General features: G+C 66.4%; 12 protein-coding genes. 7 read left to right on the top strand and 5 right to left on the bottom strand.

From position 1 onward, the window contains the following. The first annotated feature begins 166 nt into the window (after positions 1-166). The 4 genes from yidC to K1Y73_RS08380 all read left to right on the top strand — a co-directional run bounded on the left by yidC (position 167) and on the right by K1Y73_RS08380 (position 5,132). Entirely contained in the window at positions 167-2,032 is a 1,866-nt protein-coding gene (gene yidC, locus K1Y73_RS08395) for a membrane protein insertase YidC (RefSeq protein WP_225027834.1), read from the top strand. Beyond that, positions 2,029-2,793 (top strand): MOSC domain-containing protein, encoded by a 765-nt coding sequence (locus K1Y73_RS08390; protein ID WP_225027833.1) that lies wholly within the window; start codon positions 2,029-2,031, stop codon positions 2,791-2,793. Before yidC ends, K1Y73_RS08390 begins: the two co-directional genes overlap by 4 nt. Further along, positions 2,793-3,437 carry a ribosome biogenesis GTP-binding protein YihA/YsxC gene (gene yihA, locus K1Y73_RS08385; protein WP_225027832.1) on the top strand — a complete coding sequence of 215 codons (645 nt, stop codon included), beginning with the start codon at positions 2,793-2,795 and terminating at the stop codon, positions 3,435-3,437. Before K1Y73_RS08390 ends, yihA begins: the two co-directional genes overlap by 1 nt. Positions 3,438-3,503: 66 nt before the next feature. Next, positions 3,504-5,132, top strand: a complete 1,629-nt coding sequence (locus K1Y73_RS08380) for an MFS transporter (protein WP_225027831.1) — start codon at positions 3,504-3,506, stop codon at positions 5,130-5,132. A gap of 2 nt (positions 5,133-5,134) precedes the next feature. On the opposite strand, the gene K1Y73_RS08375 is transcribed toward K1Y73_RS08380, so the two are convergent. Then, positions 5,135-5,866, bottom strand: coding sequence for an SDR family NAD(P)-dependent oxidoreductase (locus K1Y73_RS08375; RefSeq protein WP_225027830.1), 732 nt, complete (start codon positions 5,864-5,866; stop codon positions 5,135-5,137). 125 nt (positions 5,867-5,991) lie between these two features. On the opposite strand from K1Y73_RS08375, the gene argB reads away from it, so the two are divergent. From argB to K1Y73_RS08360, 3 genes are read left to right on the top strand one after another with little or no spacing between them, the layout of a single operon-like run. Continuing rightward, the gene (gene argB, locus K1Y73_RS08370; RefSeq protein ID WP_225027839.1) at positions 5,992-6,870 is read left to right on the top strand and encodes an acetylglutamate kinase; all 879 of its coding nucleotides are present in this window, start codon (positions 5,992-5,994) and stop codon (positions 6,868-6,870) included. Between the two features lie 12 nt (positions 6,871-6,882). Further along, entirely contained in the window at positions 6,883-7,572 is a 690-nt protein-coding gene (locus tag K1Y73_RS08365) for a ferredoxin (protein WP_225027829.1), read from the top strand. Continuing rightward, the gene (locus K1Y73_RS08360) at positions 7,569-8,072 is read left to right on the top strand and encodes a SixA phosphatase family protein (protein WP_225027828.1); all 504 of its coding nucleotides are present in this window, start codon (positions 7,569-7,571) and stop codon (positions 8,070-8,072) included. The genes K1Y73_RS08365 and K1Y73_RS08360 overlap by 4 nt, the downstream gene beginning before the upstream one ends. A gap of 15 nt (positions 8,073-8,087) precedes the next feature. Here K1Y73_RS08360 and K1Y73_RS08355 read toward each other — a convergent pair whose 3' ends face one another. The 4 genes from K1Y73_RS08355 to K1Y73_RS08340 are packed head-to-tail and all read right to left on the bottom strand — an operon-like array spanning position 8,088 to position 11,932. Next, complete coding sequence (locus K1Y73_RS08355; protein ID WP_225027827.1) at positions 8,088-8,426, bottom strand: hypothetical protein; 339 nt, start codon at positions 8,424-8,426, stop codon at positions 8,088-8,090. A gap of 3 nt (positions 8,427-8,429) precedes the next feature. Then, on the bottom strand, positions 8,430-9,200 hold the full coding sequence (locus tag K1Y73_RS08350; RefSeq protein ID WP_318248230.1) for an amino acid ABC transporter ATP-binding protein: 771 nt from the start codon (positions 9,198-9,200) through the stop codon (positions 8,430-8,432). Positions 9,201-9,213: 13 nt separating this feature from the next. Then, positions 9,214-10,632 carry an amino acid ABC transporter permease gene (locus K1Y73_RS08345; protein WP_404819074.1) on the bottom strand — a complete coding sequence of 473 codons (1,419 nt, stop codon included), beginning with the start codon at positions 10,630-10,632 and terminating at the stop codon, positions 9,214-9,216. A gap of 22 nt (positions 10,633-10,654) precedes the next feature. Then, positions 10,655-11,932, bottom strand: a complete 1,278-nt coding sequence (locus K1Y73_RS08340) for an amino acid ABC transporter permease (protein WP_225027825.1) — start codon at positions 11,930-11,932, stop codon at positions 10,655-10,657. Between the last annotated feature and the right edge of the window lie 56 nt (positions 11,933-11,988).

Genomic DNA, 11,988 nt, shown 5'->3' with positions numbered 1-11,988 from the left:
CGGATGGCCTTTCGGCACGCCCCGCCCCTTCGGCGCGTCCGCTGCGCCGCCCTGCGCCGCGCTTTCCGGCCCGATCGGCCGGCCGCGGGGGGGAATCCGCTTGACCTTTCCCGGGCCCTTCTGTTGAAGACCGCTGATCCCAATCCTGTCCCGGCGGTGGTTCCTGATGGAAGAAAACAACAACAAGAACCTGATCCTTGCCACGGTGCTCAGCTTTCTGGTCATCACGGTCTGGTTCGTTCTGTTTCCCCCGCCCGAAGCGCCGGCCCCCGATCTGACCCAGACCCCGGCCGAAGCGACCGGCACCGGCCCCGCCGCGGCCCCGCCCGCCGGCACCGCCGCCGCGACGCCGGCCGAAGTGGCCCCGGTTCCCGAAGCCGCCCGGCTGACCATCGACACGCCCGAGCTTTCGGGCTCGATCTCGATGCGCGGCGGCCGGTTCGACGATCTGCTGCTGAAATCCTATCGCGACACGCTTGACCCGGATTCCCCCGATGTCCGGCTGTTCACCCCGGTGGGCGAGGGCCAGGCCTATTACGCGCTGTTCGGCTGGGCGCCGGCCGGCAGCCTGACCGCCGAAGACGTTCCCGGCCCGAACACCGAATGGCAGATCGCCAAGGGCGCCACGCTGCGCCCGGGCGAGCCGGTGACACTGGCCTGGGAGAACACCAAGGGCCAGCGCTTCACCCGCGAGATCGCGGTCGACGACAAGTTCATGTTCACCGTCACCGACACGGTGCAGAACAGCGGCGCCGGCGATATCACCCTGCGCCCCTACGGCCTGATCGCGCGCCATGGCACGCCGTCGAACCTGCAGAACATCTTCGTCGTCCATGAAGGCGTGGTCGGCCGCGCCGATGGCGAGCTGACCGAGATCAAATACAAGGACATCGTCAAACTCGACCCGATCGAGGGCGAGGGCCACAATGGCGAGAAGTCCGAAGCCACGGCCGATGGCTGGGTGGGCTTCACCGACCATTACTGGATGTCGGTCCTGGTGCCCGAACAGGGCCAGGCCTTCACCGAAGTCATCAAGCACGTTCCGAATGCCGACATCTTCCAGACCGAGATCCGCCATCCGACGGTGACGGTGGCCGCGGGCCAGACCTCGGCCACCACGACCCGGCTGTTTGCCGGCGCCAAGGAATGGGAAACCATCCGCGACTATCAGGCCGGCAGCGACGGCAAGGCCGCGATCCCGGGCTTCATCGATTCGATCGACTGGGGCTGGTTCTACTTCCTGACCAAGCCGATCTTCTCGGTGCTGCACTGGCTGCACGGGCTGATCGGCAATATGGGCCTGGCGATCATCGCGCTGACCTTCGTCTTGAAGGTGCTGGTGCTGCCGCTGGCCTATAAATCCTATGTCTCGATGGCGCGCATGAAGGAATTGCAGCCCGAGATGGAGGTGATCAAGGAACGCGCGGGCGAGGACAAGCAGCGTCTGCAGCGCGAGATGATGCAGCTTTACAAGGACCGCAAGGTGAACCCGGCCGCGGGCTGCCTGCCGATCCTGATCCAGATCCCGATCTTCTTCAGCCTGTACAAGGTGATCTTCGTCACGCTGGAACTGCGCCAGGCGCCGTTCTTCGGCTGGCTGAAGGACCTGTCGCAGCCCGACCCCTCGTCGCTGTACAACCTGTTCGGGCTCTTGCCCTGGGATGCGCCGGCGGCGGGCACGATCCTGCATCTGGTCTTCATCGGCGCGCTGCCGATCCTGCTGGGCATCACCATGTGGCTGCAGCAAAAGCTGAACCCGGCGCCCACCGACCCGGTTCAGGCCTCGATCTTCGCCTGGATGCCCTGGGTGTTCATGTTCATGCTGGGCGGCTTTGCCTCGGGTCTGGTCGTCTACTGGATCACCAACAACACGATCACCTTCACCCAGCAGTACCTGATCATGCGCAGCCACGGCCACAAGCCGGACCTGTTCGGCAACATCAAGTCGGGCTTCAAGCGCAAGCCGGCCACGGCGGCCGCCAATACCGACAAGGCCCCGAAGGGCGGGGCCCCGAAAGCGGGCAAGAAATGACCGCGGAGATCCGGCTGGCGGCGATTGTCCGCCATCCGGTCAAATCCATCGGACATGAGGAAATTGCGCGCGTGCCGCTGACCGCGGGGCGCGCGCTGCCTTTTGATCGGGTCTGGGCGGTGGCGCATGAGGCGGCGCAGATCGCGCCCGATGCGCCGCAATGGGCGAAGAAGATGAACTTCCTGCGCGGCGTGGCCGGGCCCGAGCTGATGGCGATCGCCGCCGCCTCGCAGCCCCAGGCGCGGCGCATCACCCTGCGCCATCCGCGGGCCGAAGCGATCACCCTGTCGCCCGACCGGACCGAGGATCAGGCGCGGCTTCTGGCCTGGCTGCGTCCGCTTTGGCCCGACAGCCGCCCGGCGCCGGCCTTCGTCACCACGGCGGGCGACGGTGCGATGACCGATGTGCCGCAGCAATATGTCTCGGTCCTGAACCTGGCCTCGCTGCGCGATCTGTCGGGGCGGATGGGGATGGACCTGTCGATCCACCGCTTCCGCGGCAATCTGTGGATTGACGGCCTGGCGCCCTTTGCCGAACTGGACCTGATCGGCCGCCGCTTGCGGATCGGCGATGCCGTGCTGGCCGTCTGCGAGCGCATCACCCGCTGCCGCGCCACCTGCACCGATCCCGCCACCGGGCGCGAGTCGGGCGAGACGCTGGCGGCGCTGAAGGCCGGCTATGGGCATCAGGATTTCGGCATCTATGCCATGGTTGAATCCGGTGGAGAGATCGCCGCAGGCGATCCGGTGGAGCTGATCTGATGCAGTTTACCCTTGCCCCCGAACCCGAGGATGAGGCGCGCGAAGCCGGGCGTCTGCTGTTCGCGGGCCCGGTCGATTTCGTCAAGGGCGTGACCGCCATGGCGCAACTGCCGCCGGCCGACCGGATCGAGATCTGCTTTGCCGGCCGCTCGAATGTCGGGAAGTCCAGCCTGATCAACGCGCTGACCGGCCGCAAGAACCTGGCGCGCTCCTCCAACACGCCCGGCCGTACGCAGGAGATCAACTATTTCGCCCTGGGCGACAGCCGCTATATGGTCGACCTGCCGGGCTATGGCTATGCCGAGGCGCCGGTGGCCATTGTCGCGAAATGGCAGGCGCTGCTGAAGCAATATCTGGCTGGCAGGTCCACGCTGCGCCGCGCCTTCGTGCTGATCGACACCCGCCATGGCGTGAAGGCGGTCGATGACGAGATCCTGACGCTGCTCGACAAATCTGCCGTGACCTTCCAGGTGGTGATGACCAAGGCCGACAAGGTCAACAAGGCCACGCGCGACGCCAATATCGCCCAGACGATCGAGGCGCTGAAGAAACACCCGGCCGCCTTTCCCGAACTGGTCGTCACCTCGTCGGAAAAGGGCGAGGGGATCGAGACGCTGCGGGCGCTGATCGCCGGGCTGGTGTGACCGGCGGCAATTGCCCCTCTGGCATCCGGCGGCGGCCTGCGTCACATTGACGCCAAGGAGCCGCCGATGCCCGAGACGTCCCAATCGCCGCTTGCCCCGCTGCGGCACCCGAATTTCCGGCTGATCTGGACGGCGACGACCGTCTCGAATCTGGGCTCGCTGATCCAAAGTGTCGGCGCCTCGTGGAAGATGGCCGAGTTGACGCCGTCGGAATCGATGGTGGCGCTGGTCCAGGCCTCGACCACGCTGCCGATCATGGTTCTGGCGGTGGCCGCGGGTGCGGTGGCCGACAATTTCGACCGCCGCAAGGTGATGCTGTCGGCGCAGGGCTTCATGTGCGTCGTGTCGGTGCTGCTGGCGCTGGCGGCCTGGTTCGATCTGCTCGGCCCCTGGAGCCTTCTGTCCTTCACCTTCCTGCTGGGCCTGGGCGGCGCGCTGCATCTGCCCTCCTGGCAGGCCTCGATGCGCGATCTTGTCCCGCGCGAGGATCTGCCGGCGGCGGTGTCCCTGAACGCGGTCAGCTTCAACCTGATGCGCTCGGTCGGGCCGGCGGCGGGGGGGATCATCGTGGCCTCGATGGGGGCTGCGGCGGCGTTCGCGCTGAACGCGGTCAGCTATCTGGCGGTGATCTATGCGCTGGCGCGCTGGCGCCCCGCCTATGAGGAGCGCAGCCTGCCGGCCGAACATCTGGGCAGCGCGATCTGGGCGGGCCTGCGCTATGTCACCCTGTCGCCCAATCTGGTGCGGGTGATGGCGCGGGCCTTCCTGTTCGGCTTTGCCGCCGTGTCGGTCATGGCGCTGTTGCCGGTGATCACCCGCGACCGGCTGGAGGGCGGGGCCACCACCTTTGGCGCCACGCTGGGCGTGTTCGGCCTGGGCGCCATCCTGGCCGCGCTGGCCAGCCCGGCCCTGCGCCGCATCGCCTCGATCGAGGTGATCGTCGCCGCGGCCTTCCTGGTCTTCGCGGCCGGGGCCACGGTGCTGGGCTTTGCCACCACGCTGTGGCTGGCGCTGCCGGGCCTTCTGCTGACGGGGGCGGCCTGGGTGATGGCGCTGTCGCATTTCAACGTCTCGACCCAGCTTGCCACGCCGCGCTGGGTGGTGGGGCGGGCGCTGGCGATCTACCAGACCATGGCCTTTGGCGGCATGGCGCTGGGGGCCTGGGCCTGGGGCCATGTCTCCGAGACCGGATCGGTGCCGCTGGCCCTGTTTCTGGCCGCGGGCCTGTGCCTTGTGGGGGCGGCTTTGGGCCTGCTGCTGCCGATGCCCAATCTGAACGATGTGAACCTGGACCCGGCCAACCGCTTCAACACCCCGGCGCTGCGGCTGGATCTGAAGGCGCGGTCGGGGCCGATCATGATCATGGTCGACTGGGACATTCCGCCCGAGAAGACCGAGGCCTTTCTGGCGCTGATGGCCGACAGGCGCGCCTTCCGCCGCCGCGACGGGGCGCGGCACTGGGCCTTGCTGCGCGATCTGGAAAATCCCGACATCTGGGTCGAAAGCTACCATGTCGCGACCTGGACCGACTATCTGCGCCACAACCAGCGCCGCACCGCCAATGACGCGACGAATTACGACCGGCTGATCGAGCTGCATCGCGGCCCGGAACGTCCGCATGTTCACCGGATGATCGAACGCGGCACGGTGCCGCGCCGCGACGACCTGCCGCCCTTGGGCCCGCCGGCGGAATAGCGCTAGACGTGCTGGGCGCCGTTCACCTCGATCTCGGCGCCCGAGATGTAGCTGGACTGGTCCGAACACAGGAACCAGATCACATCCGCCACTTCCTTGGGCTGGCCCAGCCGCTGCAGCGGCAGCTTTTCCACGATCTTGTCGGTGCCGGGCGACAGGATCGAGGTTTCCACCTCGCCCGGCGCGATGGCATTGACCCGCACGCCCAGCGGGCCGAAATCATGCGCCATCTCGCGGGTCAGCGCGGCCAGCGCGGCCTTTGACGTGGCATAGGCGGCGCCTGCGAAAGGATGCACCCGCGACCCGGCAATCGAGGTCACGTTGACGACGCTGCCCTTCGCCGCGGCCAGTTCATCCTTCAGCCCGCGGGCCAGGATCACGCTGGAGAAGAAATTGACGTGGAAGACATGGCCCCAGGTGCGCAGGTCGGTGTCCAAGGTGTTCAGCCGCGCCCCGCCCGGACCCTTGGGGCTGATGCCCGCATTGTTGACCAGCGCGTGCAGCCGGCCATGGATCTTGCTTTTGATCGTGGCGATCGCCTCGATCGTCTTGTTCGGATCGGCCAGGTCGATCTGGATATGGTTCTCTTCGCCGCCCGGCCAGGGACAGCGCGCGTCCACGGGATGGCGCGAACAGGTCAGCACCCGCCAGCCTTCGGCGCTGAACCGCTTCACGGTGGCATGCCCGATCCCGCGCGACGCGCCGGTCAGGACAAGGGTCTTGCGTTCGGGCATGGCGATCCTCCGCTGCCGGTGCAGCCTACGCCAGCCGATGCCGAAGGCAAGGCTTGGCAGGTGGGGGGAAAAGTCTTATGCGGCCCCTAGTCCCGGAGGCCCTGATGAAACAGCAGACCCTGACCATGCAAGACGCCAAGACCACCGCAAAGATGCTGTCCGAAGCCCTTCCCTATCTGCAGCGCTTTTCCGGCGCCGTGGTGGTGGTGAAATTCGGCGGCAATGCCATGGGCGACGATCCGGCCATGGCCGAGTTTGCCCGCGACGTGGTGCTGATGAAACAGGTCGGCGTGCATCCGGTGGTGGTGCATGGCGGCGGGCCGATGATCAATGACATGCTGCAGAAGCTGGGGATCAAGTCGGAATTCGTGCGCGGCAAGCGGGTGACCGACAAGGCGACCGTGCAGGTGGTCGAGATGATTCTCTCGGGTCTGGTGAACAAGCGGATCGTGCAGGCGATCATGGATGCGGGCGGTCGCGCCGTGGGGATTTCCGGCAAGGACGACGACCTGATGGTCTGTGAGCCGGACGACCCGGAACTGGGCTATGTCGGCCGCCCGGTCGAGATGAACGTGCAGGTGCTGCGCGATCTGTACGGTGCGGGGATCATCCCGGTCGTGGCGCCGGTCGCGACCGGCATGCAGGACAATGAGACCTTCAACGTCAATGGCGATACGGCGGCGGGGGCGATTGCCGGGGCGCTGCAGGCCGACCGGCTGCTGTTGCTGACCGATGTGGCCGGGGTGAAGGGGGCCGATGGTCAGGTGATGACCCAGATCACGCCCGAAGAGATCCGCGAGATGACCGCCTCGGGCGTGATCGCGGGGGGCATGATCCCCAAGACCGAGACGGCGCTGATGGCGCTGGATCAGGGCGTGCGGGCGGTGACCATTCTGGACGGCCGCATCCCCAATGCCTGCCTGATCGAGCTGTTCACCGATCACGGCGCCGGCAGCCAGATCCGCTCGACCGTGCCGCGGGTCAAGCCGGTGGTGCGCCGTTAAGGCGGGGCTCCGGTGGGCGGCTCGGGCCAGGGCGAGGGGCAGGGCGATGGCGGCGTGACGCTGGCCGGGATCGCGGCGCAGCTGGCGCCGCATCGGCTGCAGCTTCTGGGCGGTTTTGCGGTCGCGCCGGATGAGCCGGGCTTTCCGCGCGGCACAAGGACGCTTCTGCTGATCGGCCCGGGCGGGGCCGAGTATTGGCCGCATCTGAAGGCGCAGCCGGAATGGGATGGCGCGCCCGACCCGGTCGACCGCTGGTCGCGCCGGGTGATCGGGCGCCTGGCCTGCGATCTGGGCGGCAAGGCGCTGTTTCCCTTTGGCGGGCCGCCCTATCACCCGTTCTACACTTGGGCGCTGCGCTCGGGCCGGGCCTTTGCCAGCCCGGTGCGGCTTCTGGTGCATGATGCGCAGGGCCTGTGGGTCAGTTTCCGCGGCGCGCTGGCGCTGCGCGAGGCGGTGGACGTGCCGCAGGGCCGCGCGCCCTGCGCGGCCTGCGCGGAAAAGCCCTGTCTGGCGGCCTGTCCGGCCGGGGCGCTGGGGGCGCAGGGCTATGACGTGCCGCGCTGCCATGGCTTTCTGGACAGCCCGGGCGGAGAGAATTGTCTTTCCGGCGGTTGTCTTGTGCGCCGCGCTTGCCCGGCCTCGCAGGCTTATGCAAGACTGCCAGAACAATCCGCCTATCATATGGGGCTGTTCCACCGATGAAGCGCCTGATCCTGACGCGCCACGCCAAGTCTTCCTGGGACGACCCGCTGACGCCGGATCATGACAGGCCCCTGAACGGGCGCGGCCAGGCCGCTGCCGCCGATCTGGGGCAATGGCTGGCCAGCCGTGATTACATTCCGGGCGAGGTGCTGTGTTCCGACAGTCTGCGCACCCGCAAGACCTTTTCCGGCATCGCCCCGGCGCTGCCCGGCGCGCCTGTGCTGGAGCTGAAGCCCTCGCTTTACCATGCGGGGCCGGATGTCATGATGGCGGTGCTGCGCCACGCCACGGCCGATGTGGTGATGATGATCGGCCATAATCCGGGCATCGCGGAATTCGCGCATCGGCTGGTGTCGAAAACGCCGATGACCGGCGATTTCACCCGCTACCCGACCGGCGCCACGCTGGTGGTGGATTTCGCCATCGACAGCTGGGCCGATGTCGGCTTCGGCCAGGGTATCACCGTCGATTTCGTCGTCCCGCGCGAGATTGCGGCCTGACAGCGCGGCTGACGCCTACCAGGCGCAAAGCTTGACGTGGTCATTGACCCAGCAGGCATCCATGCGCTGCAGGGGCCCCAGCGGGTCATGCGCATGCTGGGCCTTGGGCGTGCCGTTCCAGAACCCGTCGGCCTGGCCGGGCGCGGTCACCAGCACATAGGCGAAGAACCGGCCGTCCTGCCCGGCGATGGTGAAGGACCCGTCGGCATCCAGCGGCGTGAAGCTGCAGCGCCCGCTGATCGGCTTCTGATCGTCGATGACCAGAAGGCAATCGGCCGGGCGCGGCACGTCGATTTCGGCCAGGGCCGGCCCCGCCGCGATTGCGAAAGCCATCGCCAGCAGGCCGCGCCGCATGGGTCAATGCCCCAGGATCTGCGACAGGAACAGCTTGGTCCGGTCGCTTTGCGGGTTCGAGAAGAACTCTTTCGGGGCGTTCTGCTCGACGATCTGGCCCTGATCCATGAAGATCACACGGTTCGCCACCGCCTGGGCGAAGCCCATTTCATGGGTGACGCACAGCATGGTCATGCCCTCTTCGGCCAGCTGGATCATCGTATCCAGCACTTCCTTGATCATTTCCGGGTCAAGCGCCGAGGTCGGTTCGTCGAACAGCATGATCCGCGGCCGCATGCACAGCGACCGCGCGATGGCGACGCGCTGCTGCTGGCCGCCCGACAGCTGGCCCGGATATTTGTTCGCCTGCTCGGGGATCTTGACCTTGTGCAGGAAATGCATCGCCGTTTCCTCGGCTTCGCGCTTCGGCACCTTGCGCACCCAGATCGGCGCCAGGGTGCAGTTTTCCAGAATGGTCAGATGCGGGAACAGGTTGAAGTGCTGGAACACCATGCCCACTTCCGAGCGCACCTTGTCGATGTTCTTCAGATCGTTGGTCAGTTCGGTGCCATCCACCACGATCCGGCCCGACTGGTGTTCCTCCAGCCGGTTGATGCAGCGGATCAGCGTCGACTTGCCCGAGCCCGAAGGCCCGCAGATGACGATCCTTTCCCCCTTCATCACCGTCAGGTTGATGTCGCGCAGCACATGGAACTGCCCGTACCATTTGTTCATCTGCGAAATCTGGACGGCGACCTCGTCCGAGACCTGCATCATCGCGTGAGCTTCGGCCATTTTTCAGGGCTCCTTAACGGTGGTCGGTCTTCAGCCGGCGTTCCAGCGCCATGGAATAGCGCGCCATGCTGAAGCAGATGAGGAAGAAGATCGCGCCGACATAGATATAGGGCTCCCAGTAGATGCCCTTCCAGTTGATGTCGGCGCGCACGATCTGGGTGATGCCCTTCAACGGATCCATCAGCCCCACGAAGGCCACAAGCGTGGTGTCCTTGAACAGGCCGATGAAGGTCGAGACGATGGCGGGAATGCTGATCTTCAGCGCCTGCGGCAGGATGATCAGCCGCTGCGCCTGCCAGTAATCCAGGCCCAGCGCATCGGCGGCCTCGTACTGGCCGCGGGGCAGGGCGGCCAGGCCGCCGCGGATCACCTCGGCCAGATAGGCGGCGGCGAACAGGGTGACCAGGATGATGACGCGCAGGATGATGTCGAAATTCGTCCCCGGCGGCAGGAAGTATTGCAGCAGCAGCGAGGCGGTGAAGAGAAGGGTGATCAGCGGCACGCCGCGGATGAACTCGATGAAGCCCACGCATAGGGTCTTCACGATCAGCATGTCCGACTGGCGGCCCAGCGCCAGCAGTATGCCCATCGGCAGAGAGCAGCCGATTGCGGTGACGCCGATGGTGATCGCCAGAAGGAAGCCGCCGAACTGGTCGGAATTCACCGAGGCGATGCCCAGGGGCAGCACCGACTGCAGCCCGCCCATCACGGGGCCGGACAGGTACAGCCACCACAGCACCGCCACGACAAGGCCGATCCCGGCCGAGACGGCAGGGCCGATCACCCGGGACAGGCCGATCGTCACGGCGACAAGGATGATAAAGCCCAGAAGCCCGCCGATCGGCGTCCAGATCGACCCGCCCCACAGCAGCCAGAAGCACAGGAACGGGTACAGCAGCGTGACCCAGATCAGCTTGCCCGGCGCCACCTGTGCCAGCACCAGCAGCCCGGCCACCAGCGCCAGCGCCAACAGGACCGGCACGGTCGGCGCCGAAGCCAGCCACAGCGTCACGACCAGATAGGCCAGGACCGCGCCCAGGATCACGCTCAGCGCCTTTTTCTGCCCGGCAAACAGCACCGGGCCCAGGGCGGCGAACAGAAGGCCAAAGGCCAGGATCGGCCGCCACCACAGCGCCGGCGCGTAGAAGCCGAAGATCCATTGATACCAGCGCTCGCGCACCACGGCCCAACAGGCGCCGGTGGCGCCTTCGCCCCAGGTCTCGGCGATGATCTTGCGGCATTCGCCCAGCGACGAGGCATGCCAGACCGAATGCAGCCACCAGGGCAGCGAGGCATAAAGGATCCAGCCCACGGCCAGCAGGCCAAGCACGGTCAGCGAGGAATTCAGCCAGCCCGAGAACAGGTTCTCGCGCAGCCATTTCGGCAGGCCGCTTTCGCGGGCCGGCGGCGGTTCGGGTTGCAGCATCTGCATGCGGACGAAGACTTCGGTCATGTCAGCGGGCCTTCAGCTGGACGGAGGCATTGTAGAAGTTCATCACCGCCGAGATGATCAGGCTGATCGTCAGATAGATCGCCATCATCAGCAGCATGCATTCCAACTCGCGCCCGGTCTGGTTCAGGGTGATGCCGCCCAGCGTGCCGCGCAGGTCAAGATAGCTGACGGCAATGCCAAGCGAGGTGTTCTTGGTCAGGTTCAGATACTGGCTGATCAGGGGGGGGATGATCACCCGCAGCGCCTGGGGCAGGATCACCAGGTTCATCGTGCGGCCGGGGCGCAGGCCCAGGGCAAAGGCCGCCTCGGACTGGCCGCGCGAGATCGCCTGAATGCCGGCGCGCACGATCTCGGCGATGAAGGCCGAGGTGTACAGCGCCAGCGCCACCAAAAGCGCGGTGAAGCTGTGGGCCACCAGAATCCCGCCCGCGAAGTTAAAGCCCTTCAACTCGGGGATTTCCCAATGCAGGCCTAGGGCCGCGCTGAGCAGGCTGACCGGCAGCACCATGATCAGCAGCGATTGCCACCAGGTCGTCGGGCGCACGCCCGATTCCTCCTGCGTGGCATCGGCGCTGGCCTTCAGGCTGCGATAGGCCCAGATCGAGCCGCCCAGAACGATCAGAAAGGCCAGCGTCGTCAGGTTGATCGACAGCGGCCCCAGATCCAGCATGCCAAGCCCGCGGGTGAACATCGGCGCCGGCACATTGGTGCCGCGATTGGTGACCGCGACCGTGTCGAACAGGATCATCGAGGCCGCCGGCGCCTCGCCCGCGGCCGCCATCTCGTCGGTGATGCGGAAATCGCGGGGCTGCGGGGTGGCTTCGGACAGGATCACATAGGTCAGCAGGATCCACAGCAGCAGCGGCACATTGCGCAGCGCCTCGACATAGATCGTCATCAGCCGCGAGACGAGCCAGTTGTTCGACAGGCGCAGGACGCCGACCAGAACGCCCAGGACCGTGGCCAGGATGCAGCCCAGCACCGCCACCGCCAGCGTGTTCAGCAACCCCACCAGCAGGGCGCGGAAATGCGTGCTGTCATTGGTGTAGGGGATCAGCTGCTGGCCGATGTCATAGCCGGCGCGCTGCCACAGGAAGCCGAAATTGAACTCTTTGCCGCGGGCGGCCAGGTTGGCGGCGGTGTTCTGCAGCAGCCAGGCCAGGAACAGACCGACCAGAAGCAGTACGAAGACCTGGATCGTGATGGATCGATAGCGGGTGTCGTAAATGAGCATCGACAGCCGAAAGGAGTCCTTCGGCACGTCACTGGCTAAAGCCATGGCGTATTCCCCTGATGTCGTGCGGCGATTTGTGCCGCTTGTTGTTATTTTGGCGC

This window comes from Xinfangfangia pollutisoli (genome assembly GCF_020179405.1).
Classification (GTDB): Bacteria; Pseudomonadota; Alphaproteobacteria; order Rhodobacterales; family Rhodobacteraceae; genus Pseudogemmobacter; species Pseudogemmobacter pollutisoli.
Note: the sequence above shows the minus strand (reverse complement) of the source record. Positions and strands in the feature narration are given on the sequence as shown.